This window comes from Tissierella sp., assembly GCF_031460495.1.
GTDB lineage: Bacteria > Bacillota > Clostridia > Tissierellales > Tissierellaceae > JAVKTS01.
Genome location: NZ_JAVKTS010000003.1, coordinates 119,855 through 138,063, shown reverse-complemented (window position 1 = coordinate 138,063; position 18,209 = coordinate 119,855). Strand labels below are relative to the sequence as shown.

Genomic DNA, 18,209 nt, shown 5'->3' with positions numbered 1-18,209 from the left:
TTTTATTATGCAGTTCTTTTTCCAGACATTCCATAGAAGAATATACTTGAAGTAAGTCTTATTACAGCAACTGCTATTAATCCAATATAGATATTAGTCATATCCATTAATTTTACTGCAAGTATAGGTGAAACACCTGATATTATAGCTATAATAGTGTTGTATATAGCTATATAAATAGTTCGGTTTTCATCTGGGATTATCTCTAGTAAGATATTAAATAATAATAATACTGTACCAGCTACAGATACTCCGATCAATATATTAAATATTACTAGCATAAATATGTGCTTAGATAGGGCATAAAGTAATGGGGTAATGCCCATACCTATAATAGCTACAGCTAATGCAAGATTATTTCCTTTTTTATCAGCAAACTTTGGCCATTTCGTATAAGCCCAAATAGATGAAAGTGCAGAAGCAATTGATATGGCAGATAGCCAAGTTTCATCTGCTCCCAGTACTTTTATAGTATAAATATTAAATAAAGGCTGAGCTCCTATCCATCCAATATGGAAAAATAAAGAGGCAAAAGTAAACATAAGGAATTTCTTGTTACTAGGTATTTCTTTTATTACTTTTTTAAAAGAATCTAGATATTTTGGTTCATTTTTGTCTTTTATTGTAAAACCTTTAAATTTAAAGAAAAAAAAGATTTCAAATAGTGATATAATAAAAGCAAGTACAAAGAAAACTTGATATAATTTTATTGTGCCTTCATTGCTTTTAGGGATCGATGTAAGTAGCTTTCCTGAGATAAAGGTGATGATTATTCCTATAAATGAAGAATATCTATGTCTAAGTCCCATGGCTAATCCACGATCTTTTACAGAAAACACATCGCCCATACTGGCTTGATAGCCCATGTTTCCAATGGAACCAGGCAAATTCATAAGCCCAACCATTAGGACAAATAGACTAGCTTGATTTACATTTAAAAATGGTATAATAGCGATGAACAAAAAGAAAAACTTATGTAACAACATTGTACTGCCTATGGTTTTCTGCTTGTTGCTCAAGGACTCAATCAATATTGCCCCTGGTATAAAGGCTAATATACTAACAAAGTGGGGTAATGATGTTAAATATGCTATTTGATAATCAGTAGCACCTAATCTTTCAGCAAACTTTGAATAATAAGGGTTAACCAAATTTGCAGCAACTGTAGCCAAGATTCCGTTAAAAATATTAATTCTTTTGTTATAATTAAGGTTTGAGTCAAGTGTTAAGGGGGTTTCTGTCAATTAATACACCTTCTATTATAATATTTCGATTCTAGAAATATTATATAATAATTTTCACAATAAATAAAGAATAATATTATTTGTAAAACTATGAGAAAATTAGTAGAATTATAATATAGGGAGTGAGTTATTTCATGTTTAATAAACATATTAATATAGATAAAAACACTAAATTTAAGAATAGAGTACCGATATTATATAAGGACCCATCTTGGAATAAGTTATTTGGAAAGACTGATGATAGAAATATTCAAACTGCAAAGGAAGAGCTTATGCAGCTAGTAGCCAAGGAAAAGGAAATGGAATATGAAGTTAAAAAACTACAAAGTCAAAAATCCAAGTATATGAAAATGATCTTGGGTGTATCAGATTCAGTGAATAATGAGAATAAGGTTGAAAATGTTTCACTTTTAGATGAGTATAAAGAAAGAATTTACAATATAAATGAAGAGCTTGAAGAACTAAAATTTCAATTAGAAATTATTCCAAAAGATATAAAAGAGACTAATATAAAATTACTAAATGCCACTATTCAATATGGTTATGATGAATTAAAATATAAGCAGAAGATAGTAGATCAATCTGTAGAAGAAATAGAGAGTCTAAAAAAGAGACTAACAGAAGCTATTGATACAAAGCATGATTATGATGAATGGATAAATGAAACATATACCTTTTTACATGGAATCTTAGGTAGAGAGATCATAGATAAGATTGATAAAGAGAGATTGGGATAGATGAAAGAAAAAGGGAATTTAATTAGTGGGATAGATATAGTAAATGTTAATAGAATAAGAAAAATATTATCAGAGAAAAGAAACAGATTTTATGATAAAATATTTACAGAAAAAGAAATAGAATATATAAGAAATAGTGGTCATAAAGCAACTACCGTAGCAGGTTTATTCGCAGCTAAAGAGGCTATTAGCAAAGTGATTGGTACTGGCATTGGGTTTGTAAGATGGAAAGACATAGAGATAGTCCATGATGACAATGGAAAACCATATGTAAATGTAGCAGGGAATGGAAATGAAATAATGAGAGAATTATGTCTAGATTCCATAGAATTATCTATTTCACATGAAGAAGATTATGCAGTAGCCATTGCTATTGGACATGTGAGCGATAGTAAGGATAGTGATAGTATAAATATTGAGGAAGCATTTAGAACTTTATTGCCTAAAAGGAAATTGGATAGTCATAAGGGAACATATGGCAGAGTAGGGATCATAGGTGGCAGCAAGGGAATGACAGGGGCTCCATATTTAGCATCTCAAGCAGCTCTTAAAACTGGGTCAGGACTTGTATATACTGTCGTTCCAAATCTACTGGATCCTATTATGAGTATAAAATTAACAGAATCAATAGTTAAATCTGCAGAGGATAATGGAAAAGGTCATTTTACTAGAGATTCCTTATCAGATATCTTAAGGATAATAGAAGATAAAGATGTATTAGGTATTGGACCAGGATTTGGCGTAGATGATGAAAGGCTATATATTATGGAGCAAATTTTAATTAATTATAATAAGCCCATAGTAATAGATGCAGATGCCTTAAATTGTATATCTACTAATCCTGATATTCTACTTCATAATAAATCAATAATAATTACACCCCATCCTGGGGAATTAGCCAGACTCCTTGGAAAGTCTATAGAAGAAATTCAGGAAAATAGAATTTTTTATTCTAAATACGCTTCAGAGAAATATAATATAATAGTAGTTCTAAAAGGACTTAATACTATAATTGCATCACCTAGGGGAGACTTATATGTAAATACCACTGGAAACCCAGGAATGGCTACTGGAGGTAGCGGAGATTTGCTTACAGGAATTATCGCATCTTTTGTTGGCCAAGGATTAAAACTATATGATGCAGCAAGATTAGGAGTATATTGTCATGGACTGGCTGGAGATTTAGCCAGCTTAGATAAAGGAGAATATGGTGTTATTGCTACAGATGTTTTAGAAGAGATACCTTACAGCATTAAAAAAATTCAAGGGTAAGGGTTGGGTGATAATTGAAAAAGTTAATATTATTTATATTGATTATTATGGTCTTATTGACATCTTGTAATTGGTCTAATAATAGAAGAGTTATATCTAAGATAGAAAGAACATATGAAAAACACAAAGGATATAAATGTGAAGCCAATATAAGAATATTTTCAGGAGAAAAGGAATCAATATACTTAATAGAAGAGACTTATGATAAACCCAATAAATATAAATTAGAAATTTTAAGTCCTAAGGAAAGTAAAGGGATAATCATTTTGAATACAGATGATAAGGTCTTTGTGGAACATCCTTCAATAGACCAATCTATTTCTTTAGTAACCATAAAAACTATAAATAGTCAGCTTCTCGTAGGAGATTTTTTTGAAGAAATATCTAAGGTCAAATTAATAGATACTGAGGAAATTAATAAAGAAGATTATTTGGTTTTTGATTTTAAGCTTAAGGAACAAAATAAATATAGAAAATCTGCTAGGATTTGGATAAAGAAAAAAGGACATACTCCACATAAGTTAAATATATATGATGAAAAAGGTTCAGTTCAAGTAGAAATTGCCTATGAGGAATTTAAGTTTACTAAATAACTAGAGAAGGAAATATTCAGGAAGATTGAAGGAGGAATAGGATATATGTTTACTTTAGATGAAACTAGGCCAGTTTGGGTCGAAATAGATTTAGATAATTTAGCCCATAATATTAGAGAGGTTAGAAAGCATACAAGAGAAGATTCCTTAGTTACTGCCGTGGTGAAGGCAAATGGATATGGTCATGGTTCTGTAGAAATCTCTAGAACTTTTTTAGACAATGGAGCAGATAGATTAGCTGTTGCCCTTTTAAGTGAGGCAATAGAGTTGAGAAAGGGTAATATAAAAGAGCCAATTTTAATATTAGGCTATACCCCTACAGTTCAATATGAAAAAGTATTAGAAAATAATATTATTCAAACTATATATAATTATGAAGATGCCAAGGCTTTATCTAGGAAAGCAGTAGAACTGAATAAAAAAGCTACCATTCATATTAAAATAGATAGTGGTATGGGGAGAATAGGACTTTTACCTACAGAAGAATCCATAGAAGAAGTAATAAATATTTCAGAGTTACCAAATATTTATATAGAAGGTATATTTACGCATTTCGCTAAGGCAGATGAAATAGATAAATCTCATGTAAGAGGCCAATATGAAAAGTATACAGATTTTGTCAATGCTATAGAGAAAAGAGGATTAATTATACCTATAAAACATGTGTCTAATAGTGCTAGTATCATAGACTTGCCAGACTTTAATTTAAATATGGTAAGAGGTGGAATAATGATCTATGGATACTATCCATCTGATGATGTAGATAAAGAGAATATTAAATTAAAGCCTGCTATGACTTTAAAGGCAAAGATATCTCATCTTAAAACTGTACCCAAAGGAACAGGGATAAGTTATGGTCAGATTTTTTCTACTGAAAGAGAATCTATAATTGCTACTATTCCTATAGGGTATGCAGATGGATATACTAGGCTTTTAACGGGTAAGGCTGAAGTATTTGTAAATGGCAAAAGAGCCAAAATAGTAGGAAAAATATGTATGGATCAATGTATGATAGATGTTACAGATATTGAAAATGTAAAACTAGGGGATGAGGTAATACTTTTTGGATCTGAGCCAGATTGTCCTACTGTGGATGAAATAGCAGCAAAGATTGGTACTATAAATTATGAAATAGTTTGTATGATTAGTAGGAGAGTACCTCGAGTATATATGACAAATGGAAAGATTGTTAAGATAATAGATTATCTATTAGATTAAGACTTTAAGAATAAGTTGACATAAGCATCTAAAAGAATATATAATTGATTAAGGCTTTCTTTTATTTATATTTTATTCATGATTCTATAGTATTTGGGGGTGTACAATTATGGTTGAAACCAGAAGGATTGTTGTTAGTTTACCTAATAGCCTCCTTGAGGAAGTTGATGTAATGGTTCCAATGGAGTACAAAAATAGGTCAGAGTGTGTTATAGATGCTATGAAACTTTTTATTCAAGAGAAAAAGAAGGTAGAAATTATCGAGAAGTTGAAAGAAGGGTATAAAGCGATGAGTCAAATAAATTTAGATTTTGCTGAAATGGGTATAGAACAAGATAATCTTGATCTAGCCATGTATGAGGCAAGACTTTTAGGGCGTGGTTTATGATGATGGTAAAAAGAGGTGATATTTTTTATGCAGATTTAAGCCCAGTTGTTGGGTCAGAACAGGGTGGAGTAAGACCTGTTATAGTTGTCCAAAATGATATTGGCAATAAATATAGTCCTACTATTATTATTGCTGCCATAACATCCCAAATAAATAAAGCTAAACTACCTACTCATGTTGAGATTAATGCTCCAGAATATGGACTACCAAAGGATTCAGTAGTTTTATTAGAGCAAATAAGAACTATAGATAAAAAAAGACTGCGTGAACGAATAGGTAGATTTAATGAAGAAATGATGAATTTTGTAGATGAATGTTTGAGAATAAGCTTAGGCCTTGTAGATTTATAAAAATTAATACATACATATTTAAAATAAGCATTACTATATGCTTATTTTTTTATTGATTATATAGTATAATTAAAAGCAGTGAATAATGAATTGAATTCTAGGAGGTCAATACATATGAAAAATAAATTTGGAAGAATAGGAATTGGGTTAGGAGCAGTAATAGTATTGTTTGGAGCGACGGTAGTTTTTTCAGAGCCAGGTTCTGAAAATGATCCATTAGTAACTTTAAGCTATGTAGAGAAGAAAATTGATCAACTTAAATATTATGTGGATCAAAAGCTAAATGGGACAAGCACTGGGTCAAGGACTACTTGGGAAGTAGTTGAAGTAGCTGCCGGTAAATCACTAATTGGTAAAGAAGGTACTGAGATCATACTAAGATCTGGTGACGCCAGGTCTATATCAAAAGTTACAATAGAAGTTAAAAATGGTGTTGAAACAATTATTGACAATGGGCTTACAGATGTAACAGATGGTAAAGATCTAAAGATGGATGAACTGATTTCAATGGATCACCTCCTTATTATACCTAGAGATGATGGACGAGGAGCAAGTACTATAACGAAATGTTTCTTCCTTGTAAAGGGAGATTATGATATTAAGTAGGAATATTTATACAATAAAGCAAAGAAAGGGATGTGAATTAATGAAAAATAGCAGATTGATGATTATCTTTATTTTAATTGGAATAATTTCTTCTTTTATATTATCCTTCAATAGAATAGGTATTGAATCAGATAATAAGACTATAGATTTTACACTAGATTTAATAGAGATTGAAAAGCTTGCAGGACAGTCAGATGAAGATTTAAGTTGGTGGCTTAGAAAATTCAAAGATTTGGGTGTAGGATCTGTTACTCTTAATGAAGTAACCTTTGAAGCAATGATGGATGATTACAAGCCTATAGAAGTTAAAATGCTTGGAAATATTGTAGCAGATATGAATTGGAAGAATGAGTATCCACAAGACTTCATTGATTATATAGAAAAAAATGGTGTAGATAAGTATGATGTAGTAGTCACTACAAATTCAGAATCCCTTTTTACTTCTATTGAAGATGGATTAAAAGGAAGATATGAGGAAGATTTATTTGAAGTATTTAAATCTCAAAATGATTTTATTTTTCTATTAGATGCTACTGTACGAGACGCATTATTTATTAGACCTCCTGTACTTGTCAATAATTATAACAAGCCATATATAGACAAGAAAGAATTAATCAGTTCAAAACTTATAAGACTGGGCTTAGGATTTGATGAAGAGAAGATAAAGACAATAAAAGAGGCAGGATTAGAAGTAATTCTAAGACCTATGAGTTATAATCCAAGTTGGTGTGGAGAGAAATATATTAATGCAAATCTAGAAGATTATGCAAGATTCGATGTAAAAGCAAAATATATGATATTTTCTGGGGAAGAGGTAATGGGTTACCCTGCAAATATTGATATAGTTAGAGAATTCATGGAAAAGAATAATACTAAGATAGGCTTGATTGAATCAGGCGTACAAAGAGGTCATATAGAGCAAGAGGGGTTAGATGAACTAACGGAAGTATTAGATTACAATGCAATTAGGGTCTTCAGTATCCCCCCTTATATCCAAGAAAGATATAAGTTCTATAATTACAGTGGATCAGAAGAAATTGAAAATACTATCTATAGGGCAGTAACAGAGAGAAATATTAGACTTGTTTTCTTTAGACCATTTAAGTATGATAATAACTCTTATGTAACAAATTATGAAGAATACGAGAGAATGTTTGAGAGCTTTGAAGAGAGAATAGCAGAACATGGAATGGTATTAGGTGATGCCAGTGTAATGCCAAATAATACAGTAAATATTATATTTAAAATACTTATAGGATTAGGAATTCTCGGTGGTGGTATAATAATGCTGGAGGGCATGTTTAATATAAATGAGAAATTTAAAAAACTTCTTATTATAGCTGGAATTTTGTTCATCATAGTATTTCCTTTTGCATTCCCATATTTTTCCGTAAAAATTTATGCTATGCTAGCAGCAGTAGTGTTTCCTACTTTAAGTATGATTTATTTCTGTAGTAGGACAAAAGCAAGCTATTTCAGTGGAAATCATAGCACTCTGAAGCAAAGCATATTAAAGGGACTAGGATTAATTGTAACTATGGCATTAATTTCCTCCATAGGGGCATTGTATGTAGCATCTCTACTTTCTAGCACAGAATTTTTATTGGAGATGGATATTTTCAGAGGAGTTAAAATAAGCCAATTGATACCTATACTATTATACTCTATGACATTTTTGGGATATTTTGGGTATAGAAAAGAAAAAGATAAATCTATTACAAAGATTAACATTTCAGATATAAAAGATATATTAGTGGATAATATAAAGATTTATTTCCTAGTATTGTTCATTGTTGTTGCGGCTGCAGGATATGTATATCTAGCTAGAACAGGACATGAGACCAATGTTCAACCATCTGACCTTGAAATGATAGGTAGAAACTTTTTAGAGTTGAAATTAATCGCTAGACCAAGGATTAAAGAATTTATAGTAGCTTTTCCTGCAATAATATTGGGTATATATGCTGCTATTAACAGAAAAAAACTATTAGTATATTTAGCAGGGCTTGCAGTAGTCATAGGACAGACATCCATAGTTAATACTTTCACACATTTAAGAACACCTATGTATTTATCAATATTTAGAACTTTCTATGGCTTAATATTTGGAATAGTTCTAGGTGTTATTTATGTAATTATACTAGATACGGGGGTGAAATTAGTAAAGACCCTGAGAGGAGAATGGTTCAATGAGTAAAGTAGTAATTTCAGGATACTATGGATTTAACAATTTAGGAGATGAATCTATACTTACAGCAATTATATCTAACTTAAAAGATAGTATTAAGGATATAGAAATAACTGTATTATCAAAGGATCCTGAATTAACTTATAATAAACATAAAGTCAATTCAATAGGTAGAGGTAAGTTTCTTCAAATAATTAGAGAAATTAAGAGAAGTGATTTATTAATAAGTGGAGGGGGGAGCCTCCTCCAAGATGTAACAAGTAATAGGAGTATAATATATTATCTAATAATAATGACGATAGGAATACTCTTCGGTAAAAAGGTTATGGTATATAGTCAGGGGATTGGACCAATTAACAGACCTTTAAATAGACATTTTACTAAACATGTATTAAATAAAGTTGACTATATTACCTTAAGAGACCAAAAGTCTGAAAAGGTACTTAAAGAAATGAAGATAAAAAACAACAATATTTGCATTACAGCAGACCCTGTAATTGGATTAAAAAAAAGGGATACTATTCAGGGAAAAGAGATGTTAGTTCAATCAGAGATATGGGATGAAAATAAGCCTACAATTGGATTTGCTTTAAGGGGAAGAGATAAAGATAAGAATCTTGTAGATGTAATATCTAGAGTAGCTGATGAAATAATAGATACTATGGGAGTTAATGTGGCCTTTATTCCTTTCCACTACGGAGAAGATATAAGAATATTAAGTGATATAGAAAAAAACATGAAAAACAAGGCTATATTTTTTAAAGACAAATATGATCTAAATCAGATGTTAAGCATGGTAGGTAATTTGGATTTGTTAGTTGGTATAAGGTTGCATTCGCTTATATTTAGTGCTGTAATGAACACTCCAATGACTGCAATATCCTATGATCCTAAGATTACAAATTTTATGGAATCCATAGATGAACCTATATTTTGTAATATAGATGAATTGACATATGAATCCTTGTTGGAAGAAATAAAAAACAAGATTACGAAAGAGGAAGAATTTAAACTTATACTTCACAAGAATGTAAAAGGATTAAAAGATAGATTAAGTGAAAATGAAAAGATAATTACTCAACTTTTAAATTAAGGGTAGGTGATACTATGGAAACCATAGAAATATTTGGGGTTAAGATACATAATATTAGATTTGATGAAGCCATAAAAGAATTGGAGAATTTTTTAAAGGGAAATGAACTAAAGGCTGTATATACTCCTAATCCTGAGATAGTTATGGGAGCTAAAGATAATAGTAATCTAAGAGAATTGATCAACAAAGGTGACTTAGTTACAGCTGATGGAATAGGATTGATTTATGCCTCAAAGATTAAAGGAAAACCTATATGTGAAAGAGTTACAGGATATGATTTGTCTATAAGGCTTTTAGAGATAGCTAATGAAAATAATTATAAAATATATTTTCTTGGTGGCAAAGATGGAGTAGCAAAATCTGCTGCGGAAAGGGTAAAGAATACATATCCTAATATTGAAATTGCAGGATATCATCATGGGTACTTTAAAGGTAGCCATACTGGAGATGATGATTCACAAGATGAGATTAAAATCGTAGAAGATATTAATTCTTCTAATCCTGATATAATCTTTGTTGGATTAGGATTTCCAAAACAAGAAATTTGGATTGATAAGAATAGACATAGGATAAAGGGAAAAGTTATATTAGGCATTGGTGGCGTCTTGGACATTCTAGCAGGGAATCTGAAGATGACTCCTGAAATATTTAGAAAACTTGGTGTTGAGTGGCTTCATAGATTAATAAGACAGCCATCTCGGATTAAAAGACAAATTGTCATACCTAAATTTATGCTGAAGGTTTTATTTTCAAAGAATGCTGTAAAATAAGGAGGAGAAAGCTATGGACAAAAGTGAAAAGTGGTATAAGATATTATTAGACTATGTATTAATTGGTATAGGTGTATCACTGTTGGCTGTAGCTTTACAATATTTTCTTGCGCCTAATACCATAGCGCCGGGAGGCGTAACTGGATTTGCAGTAGTCATTGAAAAAATGACAAAAATACCAATATATATTACTAACTTAGCTATAAATATTCCATTATTTATTTTTGGATATAAAATATTAGGAAAATCAACAGCTATAAAGACACTTTATGCAACGTTGTTACTGTCTTTGATTTTAGGATTTCTACCACCAAATATACTGACTCGTGATTTATTGTTATCATCCTTATTTGGAGGAGTATTAGTTGGGGTTGGACTAGGTATAGTGTTTAAATTTGGTGGAACTACAGGAGGAACAGATTTAGCAGGATCTATTTTAAATAAAAGATTTCCAAGTTTAAGCACAGCAACATTTATGACCATAATTGACTTATTTGTAGTTGTTTTTGCAGGTTTAGTAGAAAGGAAAATTGAAATATCACTATACTCTATAATAGCCATGTATACTTCCATGAAGGTAATAGATATGATTTTGGAAGGCGTTGGGTATTTAAAGGGATTTTTTATTGTGACTAATCATCCAGTAGAAGTATCAGAGCGACTTATGATAGAATTAGATAGAGGAGTAACTTTGTTAAAAGGGAAAGGTATGTATTCCAAGGAAGACAAAGAAGTATTGTTATGCGTAGTACCTAGATCTCAATTTGCTAGAGTAAAAGAAATAGTAAAGGAGATAGATCCTAAAGCTTTTGTCATGGTATCAGAAATGTATGAAGCATTAGGTGAAGGATTCACATATAATAGAAAATAAATAGGAGGGAGAAATATAATGGAATTACAAGAAATAGCACGTAGGATTAGAGTTGATATTATTACCATGTTAGAGAAATCTCAATCAGGCCATCCAGGAGGCTCTTTATCATCCGTTGAAATTTTAACAGCATTATACTTTAAGGAAATGAAAATAGACCCTACTAACCCAAAATGGGAGGACAGGGATAGATTTGTACTATCGAAGGGTCATGGAACTCCAGTTATCTATGGAGCATTAGCAGAAAGAGGATTCTTTCCTAGAGAGGAACTAAATAACTTTAGAAAGATTGATTCAATGCTACAGGGACATCCAGATATGAAGGGAACTCCAGGTATAGATATGACTACTGGTTCTCTAGGGCAAGGTTTAGCTGCAGCAAATGGAATGGCTCTAGCAGGAAAGCTAGATAATAAGGATTATAGAGTATATGCAATTATAGGGGATGGAGAGTGTCAAGAGGGGTTAATCTGGGAAGCGGCTATGCTAGCAGCTCACTACAAATTAGATAATCTTGCTGTATTTTTAGACCATAATGGACTGCAAATAGATGGTAGAAATAAGGATATCATGAATATTGATCCAATAGATGAGAAGTTCAAAGCATTTGGATGGAATGTATTGCATATTGATGGACATTCCTTTGATGAAATATTAGATGCTTTAGCAAAAGCAAAAACTACTAAAGGGATGCCTACAATAATCATAGCGAAGACATTTAAAGGCAAGGGCGTTTCTTTTATGGAAAATCAAGTAGGCTGGCATGGAAAGGCTCCAAGTAATGAAGAAGCAAATAAAGCAATAGAAGAACTAGGAGGTGGATTAGATGACTAATATGATAGCTACAAGAGATGCATATGGAGAAGCATTAAAAGAATTAGGAAAAACAAATAAAAATATTGTCGTATTAGATGCTGACCTTTCTGGATCTACAAAAACATCAGTTTTTGCAAAGGCCTATCCTGATAGATTTTTTAATGTTGGAATAGCAGAACAAAATTTAATGGGAACAGCAGCAGGATTATCAACCGCTGGGAAAATACCCTTTGCATCAACATTTGCTATGTTTGCTACAGGGCGTGCCTTTGAGATTATTAGAAACTCCATATGCTATCCAAAGTTAAATGTAAAGATAGCAGCAACTCATGCTGGATTAACAGTTGGAGAAGATGGAGCGACTCATCAAGCCTTAGAAGACATTAGTTTAATGAGATCTCTGCCAAATATGGTAGTCCTAAGCCCTGCAGATGCAATAGAAACAGAGCAATGTATTATTAAAGCAGCCGAGCATAATGGACCTGTATATATTAGACTAGGAAGAGCAAAAGTACCTGTGATATTTGATGAAAACTATAGATTTGAAATAGGTAAAGGTGTAGAGTTAAAAGATGGAAAAGATATAACTATTATCGCAACAGGTGTTATGGTTGCAAAGGCATTAGAGGCAGGAGAAAAGCTTGCTGAAGAAGGTATATCTGCCAGAGTAATAAATATGGCAAGTATAAAGCCAATAGATGAAGATATAATATTAAAAGCAGCAAGGGAAACAAAAGGAATAATCACAGTAGAAGAGCATAGCATAATAGGTGGTTTAGGTAGTGCTGTTGTTGAAGTAGTATCTGAAAAACATCCTACAAAGGTCATTAGAATTGGTACTCTGGATACATTTGGAGAGTCTGGAGATGGAAACAAGCTACTAGAAAAATATGGACTTAATGTAGAGAATATAGTAAATAAAGCTAAAGAAATATTGTAGACAAAGACCTCTGAGTTTATAAAATATCAGAGGTCTTTCTTAATTAAATATTCATAATCCTATGTCCAATAGAATATTAATTATATAAGATTAATTATTGGGGGGATTGGATTGAAAAAAACACATATTATTGCATTAGCTATTATATTAATCATTGGAATTGTATTTATACCTAAAATTTTAAAGAGTAGTGAGGGAGAAATAAAATTTAAAATCGTAGCAGAGGAAGATATACCGGATAAAATATCTGAAATGTTGCCTAGATATTTAACAGAGGAAAGGGCTTTAACTTGTAAATATAGAGATGATATTTATGTTGTAGTCACTAGGGGAGAAAAAATCACTCAGGGATATATAGTAGAGATAGATCAAATAATTAAGGAAAAATTCTCAAAAGATGTATTTAATTTAGTTGTCCATGCAAGATTTACTGACCCAGACCCTAATGAAATAGTAGAGCAAGAGTACAGTTATCCATATATTGTAGTCAAAACTAACTTAAAAGTTATGCCTGAAGAAGTGCATCTAGATATAGAATACAATGAATAAAATCCAATATTTGGGATAAGGTAGTAGAGGGGGCTATGGGCTCCCTTTTTCATTCACTTGGATAATATTACCGGAAGGATTTTTGAGAATTATGTCGAATTAATATATAGAGTAGTAAATTTATTGAATAGAAGGGAGAAACAAATGAAGAATAAAACGAAGGTAGCCATAGGGGCCATGGTATTAACTATTGGAGTAAACGGAGCTAGCTTTGCAGCTCCACATACTGTAAAGAAAGGAGAATCCTTTTGGAAGATATCTCAAAAATACGGAGTATCTTTGGATAGCATTTTAAAAGAAAATAAGGCCACAGGAAAAACAATAATTTATCCTGGACAAACAGTGCAAATTCCTGGAAAAGGAGATAATGTTTCTGTAAATAGGGGAGCAGTAGATAGACAATCCTCAAAAGCAGAAGTAGTAAATACAGATACAAAAGAAGATAGCAAATATGGAGAATATATTAGCTGGTTTGGAGGGGTAGATAAAATAATCCCTAGAGGAGCAGATTTTAAAGTTACAGATTTTTATACTGGAAAATCATATATGGTAAATAGATCAGTAGGGACTAATCACGCAGATTGCGAAACATTGACAAAAGAAGACACAAATATTATGAAGTCAATATGGGGTGGTTTTAGTTGGGAGAGAAGACCTGCCATTGTGGAATATGGTGGAAGAAGGATAGCTGCTAGTGTAACTTTCATGCCCCATGCAGGATTAGACAATGTGGCAGGTGGCATAACTACAAAAAATAGATCTGGAGGATATGGAACAGGAATCAATCTTGACTACATAAAGGGCAACGGAATAGATGGTCATTTTGATATACATTTTGCAGCTAGTACAAGACATATGGATGGAAAGCAAGATCCACAGCATCAGAAAATGATTAAAATAGCAGCAGGTAAAAAATAAAAAGATAAATTGCATATAGATCTAAAAAAATTGCGACAGGTGTCCATGAAAAATGGATACTTGTCGCAATTTTTTTATTTACACTTAATTATTCTTTTTTCGGTTATAATCATATCTACAGGTATATCAAAGCTTTCTGTAGGAACTTCATCTACAACCTGCAAGTCAAAGCCTATTGCAATTTTAGCTACAGATTCATCTAATTTAGACAAAAATCTGTCATAATATCCTCCACCATAGCCTATTCTATAACCATTCTCAGCAAAAACAACACCAGGAACTAAAACTAGGTCTATAGTACTAGGATCTACATATCTTATAAACTCTTCCTTAGGAGTGAGAATATTATAATATCCTTTCTCTAGCTCTGAAAAGTCTAAGATTTGTGATACTTTCAGCTCTTTAGTTTCAGGTATGGTAATAGGGATAACAACAGTCTTTCCATGCTTTATTGATGTCTCAATTAGCTCTGTAGTATTTATTTCATTAGCAAAACTAATAAAGCACATAATAGTATTAGCTTCTTTATAAGGGCTCATTTCATATAGTGTATTTGCAATGATATTACTATACTTATCATTATCTTCCTTTGTAATTTTAGCTCTTTTTTGCAAAATTTCTTTCCTTAAAATTTTTTTATCCAAAATAATCACCTCTTATGGTTTATTTATCTCTCATTTTATATTATAATATACTAATAAGCTAATGTAAAAAATAAAAAGCATTAAATTAACAATAAGTAATAAGCAATAATTAATAAATATTGAAGATTTATTAATATTTCATATATTATATTGTAGAAATTAGAGGTGATATAGGTGATAAAGCTTATGAATGTAAGCAAAGAATACGATAATAATGTTAGAGCTTTAACTAATATGAATTTAGAAATACATAAAGGAGAATTTGTATTTTTAGTAGGATCAAGTGGAGCAGGTAAATCTACTTTAATAAAATTGTTACTAAAAGAGGAAGAACCTACAGAGGGTAAAATAATATTAAATGATATGGATATTACAAAGGTGAAAAATAGAAGAATCCCCCTTATTCGGAGAAATATCGGAGTAGTTTTCCAAGATTTTAGATTGCTACCTAATAAAACTGTATATGAAAATGTAGCTTTTGCAATGGAGATAATTGGATCACATCCAAAGGAAATAAGGAGAAGGGTGCCTATGGTACTTAGTATGGTGGATTTAAGCAGAAAAGCATCCAGTTTTCCAGACCAATTATCTGGAGGAGAGCACCAAAGAGTGTCTATTGCCAGGGCAATAGTCAACAATCCACCTGTTTTAATAGCGGACGAGCCTACGGGAAATTTGGATCCAGATACTGCTAGGGAAATAATGAGAGTATTAAATGAAATTAATGGAAGAGGTACAACAATACTAATGGCAACCCACGCCAAAGACATAGTAAATAGCATGAAGAAAAGAGTAATAGAAATCCATGACGGCTTGTTAGTCAGAGATGAACAGAAAGGTGGGTATGGCGATGGGATTTCGTATAATTAAAAATATTACCAAACAGGGAATTCAAGGTATGTGGAGAAATCGAGGGATGGGACTGGCTTCCATTGGTTCAATATCAGCTGTACTTATGATACTTGGTATGGTATTAATATTGATTTTGACAATAAACAATCTTGTACTGGAAGTTAAGACAAAATTTGATGAAGTTCAGGTATATTTAGATTATGAAACTGAACTTACAGAACATGAATTAGACTCTATAGAAGATTCTATTAAGGAAAATGAAGGAGTATTATCAGTTATTTTTCAATCTAAAGATCAGGGTTTGAAGATATTAAAAGAAGAATGGGAAGAAGATAGCTACATATTAGAAGGATTAGAAGATGATAATCCACTTCAAAATTCTTATATTGTTCAATTAAAAGGAATAGAATATGCTGATGCAGTGGTTGAAAAAGTCAAATTAATTGATGGAGTAGAGGATGTAAAATATTATAAGGACATTATAGACAAGCTTATGATATTTGCCAATTACATTAGGTTTGGTGGAATTGTTATAATAGGTATTTTAGTATTAGTATCTGTATTTATAATTTCCAATACCATTAAAATTACAGTAGCTTCTAGAAAAAGAGAAATAAATATAATGAAATATGTTGGTGCAACCAATGGATATATTAGAGGACCTTTTATTATTGAAGGAATATTATTTGGTTTGATTGGAGCAGTTCTTTCCATAGTACTATTGAATTATGGTTATGAGTACTTCTTCAAATCAGTAAGTGATCAATTATATGTTTTGTTTACAGTATATTTAGTTTCACCAACCCTATTGGTAAAAGATATTGCAATTATGTTTACAGCAATAGGTGTGGGTATAGGAGCGTTAGGGAGTATTGTATCTTTAAAACGTTTTCTTAATGTATAAGGGGGAGAAAATTAATGTCTAGGAAAATGAAAATAACATTCTTACTATTGGCTGTAATACTAGTATTTAATTTCATTACAGTTTATGCTGCAGATAATGTAAAAGATCTGAAAAATGAACAAAAAAATATCGATAAAAAAATTGACCAAAAGGCAAATGAAATAAAGAGTTTAGAAAAAGAATCAAAGAATCTTTCCAAGCAAATACAAGATTTAGATGTAAAAATGGATAATGCTACAATTGAACTTTCCAATGTAGAAAAACTACTTGAAGATTTAGAAAAAAGTATTGAAGTGACAGAAATAGAGCTTGTTGAAGCAGAAAAAAATATTGATGATAAGAAAGAAATATTTAACAAAAGAATTAGAGTAATGTATAAGACTGGAAATGTAGGATATCTTGAGGTGCTTTTAGCTTCTTCTAGTATAAAAGATTTTTTGTCAAGACAAGATATGCTTAAAGCCATTGCAAAACATGATACGGAGTTAATATCATATATGAAGGAACAAAGGGATATCGTAGATACTAAAAAAGTGGAATTAGAAACTAAGAAAAAAGAAGTAGAGATATCCAAGAATAAGCTAGAGGTAAGAAGAAGTGATTTGGCTAAAGCTACAAGAGAGAAAGAAGACTATATGGGTAGATTAGCAAAGAATATGAAGGGCTTAGAAGCAGAAGTTGATAAATTAAATGAATATGCTAAAGAAATTGAGTCAAAAATAGTGCAATTACAGAAAAAAACAGGACCATATTCAGGAGGCAAAATGGAGTGGCCAGTTCCAGGATATTCAAGAATCAGTTCGCCTTATGGATATAGAAATCATCCTATTCTAAAGACTAAAAAGTTCCATACTGGTATAGACATACCTTCACCTACAGGAACAACAATTGTATCTGGAGCTGCAGGGGAAGTAATATATTCAGGAACCTTGGGTGGTTATGGCAAGACTATAATGATAGACCATGGTGGTGGAATAGTTACACTATATGGACATAATTCAAAATTAGTTGCATCAGTAGGAGACAATGTAAAGAGAGGGGATACTATAGCTAAATGTGGAAGCACAGGGATGTCTACTGGACCACATAGTCATTTTGAAGTAAGGAAGGACGGAGCTTATCAGGATCCAATGCCGTGGCTAAAGGGGAAATAATCCCCTTTTTTTTATACTATCCTTTGTAATGTAGTAAATTGGGTGGTATAATCTTTATGTAAAATAAATACAATAGCTGTATAACCTAAAATTATGAGGTGA

Annotated in this window: 20 protein-coding genes; 18 read left to right on the top strand and 2 right to left on the bottom strand. The window is 31.5% G+C overall.

What is annotated here, in order from left to right:
• Window positions 1–5 precede the first annotated feature (5 nt).
• Window positions 6–1,244 carry an MFS transporter gene (locus RIN63_RS08245; protein ID WP_310444240.1) on the bottom strand — a complete coding sequence of 413 codons (1,239 nt, stop codon included), beginning with the start codon at window positions 1,242–1,244 and terminating at the stop codon, window positions 6–8.
• A 134-nt stretch (window positions 1,245–1,378) separates the two neighbouring features.
• Between RIN63_RS08245 and RIN63_RS08240 the strand changes: the two genes are divergently transcribed.
• The 15 genes from RIN63_RS08240 to RIN63_RS08170 all read left to right on the top strand — a co-directional run bounded on the left by RIN63_RS08240 (window position 1,379) and on the right by RIN63_RS08170 (window position 14,553).
• On the top strand, window positions 1,379–1,981 hold the full coding sequence (locus RIN63_RS08240; RefSeq protein ID WP_310444239.1) for a hypothetical protein: 603 nt from the start codon (window positions 1,379–1,381) through the stop codon (window positions 1,979–1,981).
• A complete protein-coding gene (locus RIN63_RS08235; protein WP_310444238.1) occupies window positions 1,982–3,253 on the top strand; it encodes an NAD(P)H-hydrate dehydratase in 1,272 nt (423 codons plus the stop codon).
• Between the two features lie 14 nt (window positions 3,254–3,267).
• Window positions 3,268–3,846 (top strand): outer membrane lipoprotein-sorting protein, encoded by a 579-nt coding sequence (locus RIN63_RS08230; protein WP_310444237.1) that lies wholly within the window; start codon window positions 3,268–3,270, stop codon window positions 3,844–3,846.
• Window positions 3,847–3,891: 45 nt separating this feature from the next.
• A complete protein-coding gene (gene alr, locus RIN63_RS08225; RefSeq protein WP_310444236.1) occupies window positions 3,892–5,064 on the top strand; it encodes an alanine racemase in 1,173 nt (390 codons plus the stop codon).
• 109 nt (window positions 5,065–5,173) lie between these two features.
• Window positions 5,174–5,452, top strand: coding sequence for a CopG family transcriptional regulator (locus RIN63_RS08220; protein ID WP_310444235.1), 279 nt, complete (start codon window positions 5,174–5,176; stop codon window positions 5,450–5,452).
• Window positions 5,452–5,802, top strand: coding sequence for a type II toxin-antitoxin system PemK/MazF family toxin (locus RIN63_RS08215; protein WP_310444234.1), 351 nt, complete (start codon window positions 5,452–5,454; stop codon window positions 5,800–5,802). The genes RIN63_RS08220 and RIN63_RS08215 overlap by 1 nt, the downstream gene beginning before the upstream one ends.
• A gap of 114 nt (window positions 5,803–5,916) precedes the next feature.
• On the top strand, window positions 5,917–6,408 hold the full coding sequence (locus RIN63_RS08210) for a hypothetical protein (RefSeq protein ID WP_310444233.1): 492 nt from the start codon (window positions 5,917–5,919) through the stop codon (window positions 6,406–6,408).
• 40 nt (window positions 6,409–6,448) lie between these two features.
• A complete protein-coding gene (locus RIN63_RS08205; protein WP_310444232.1) occupies window positions 6,449–8,605 on the top strand; it encodes a DUF5693 family protein in 2,157 nt (718 codons plus the stop codon).
• Complete coding sequence (gene csaB, locus RIN63_RS08200; RefSeq protein ID WP_310444231.1) at window positions 8,598–9,689, top strand: polysaccharide pyruvyl transferase CsaB; 1,092 nt, start codon at window positions 8,598–8,600, stop codon at window positions 9,687–9,689. Before RIN63_RS08205 ends, csaB begins: the two co-directional genes overlap by 8 nt.
• A gap of 14 nt (window positions 9,690–9,703) precedes the next feature.
• Window positions 9,704–10,459 (top strand): WecB/TagA/CpsF family glycosyltransferase, encoded by a 756-nt coding sequence (locus RIN63_RS08195; protein WP_310444230.1) that lies wholly within the window; start codon window positions 9,704–9,706, stop codon window positions 10,457–10,459.
• Between the two features lie 13 nt (window positions 10,460–10,472).
• Window positions 10,473–11,330: a YitT family protein gene (locus tag RIN63_RS08190; RefSeq protein ID WP_310444229.1), complete on the top strand. Its 858-nt coding sequence runs from the start codon at window positions 10,473–10,475 to the stop codon at window positions 11,328–11,330.
• Window positions 11,331–11,348: 18 nt separating this feature from the next.
• Window positions 11,349–12,164, top strand: coding sequence for a transketolase (locus RIN63_RS08185; RefSeq protein WP_310444228.1), 816 nt, complete (start codon window positions 11,349–11,351; stop codon window positions 12,162–12,164).
• Window positions 12,157–13,086 (top strand): transketolase family protein, encoded by a 930-nt coding sequence (locus RIN63_RS08180; RefSeq protein WP_310444227.1) that lies wholly within the window; start codon window positions 12,157–12,159, stop codon window positions 13,084–13,086. Before RIN63_RS08185 ends, RIN63_RS08180 begins: the two co-directional genes overlap by 8 nt.
• 111 nt (window positions 13,087–13,197) lie before the next feature.
• The gene (locus RIN63_RS08175; protein WP_310444226.1) at window positions 13,198–13,635 is read left to right on the top strand and encodes a protease complex subunit PrcB family protein; all 438 of its coding nucleotides are present in this window, start codon (window positions 13,198–13,200) and stop codon (window positions 13,633–13,635) included.
• Window positions 13,636–13,779: 144 nt separating this feature from the next.
• Window positions 13,780–14,553 (top strand): LysM peptidoglycan-binding domain-containing protein, encoded by a 774-nt coding sequence (locus RIN63_RS08170; RefSeq protein ID WP_310444225.1) that lies wholly within the window; start codon window positions 13,780–13,782, stop codon window positions 14,551–14,553.
• A gap of 74 nt (window positions 14,554–14,627) precedes the next feature.
• On the opposite strand, the gene RIN63_RS08165 is transcribed toward RIN63_RS08170, so the two are convergent.
• Window positions 14,628–15,197 (bottom strand): 5-formyltetrahydrofolate cyclo-ligase, encoded by a 570-nt coding sequence (locus RIN63_RS08165; protein ID WP_310444224.1) that lies wholly within the window; start codon window positions 15,195–15,197, stop codon window positions 14,628–14,630.
• A 174-nt stretch (window positions 15,198–15,371) separates the two neighbouring features.
• Here RIN63_RS08165 and ftsE point away from each other — a divergent pair, with 174 nt between their 5' ends.
• Genes ftsE through RIN63_RS08150 form a run of 3 tightly spaced genes read left to right on the top strand, consistent with a single transcriptional unit; the run spans window position 15,372 to window position 18,107 of the window.
• Window positions 15,372–16,067 (top strand): cell division ATP-binding protein FtsE, encoded by a 696-nt coding sequence (gene ftsE / locus RIN63_RS08160; protein WP_310444223.1) that lies wholly within the window; start codon window positions 15,372–15,374, stop codon window positions 16,065–16,067.
• Window positions 16,048–16,953, top strand: coding sequence for a permease-like cell division protein FtsX (gene ftsX, locus RIN63_RS08155; RefSeq protein ID WP_310444222.1), 906 nt, complete (start codon window positions 16,048–16,050; stop codon window positions 16,951–16,953). The genes ftsE and ftsX overlap by 20 nt, the downstream gene beginning before the upstream one ends.
• Before the next feature lie 14 nt (window positions 16,954–16,967).
• On the top strand, window positions 16,968–18,107 hold the full coding sequence (locus RIN63_RS08150; RefSeq protein ID WP_310444221.1) for a peptidoglycan DD-metalloendopeptidase family protein: 1,140 nt from the start codon (window positions 16,968–16,970) through the stop codon (window positions 18,105–18,107).
• The last annotated feature ends 102 nt before the right edge of the window (window positions 18,108–18,209 follow it).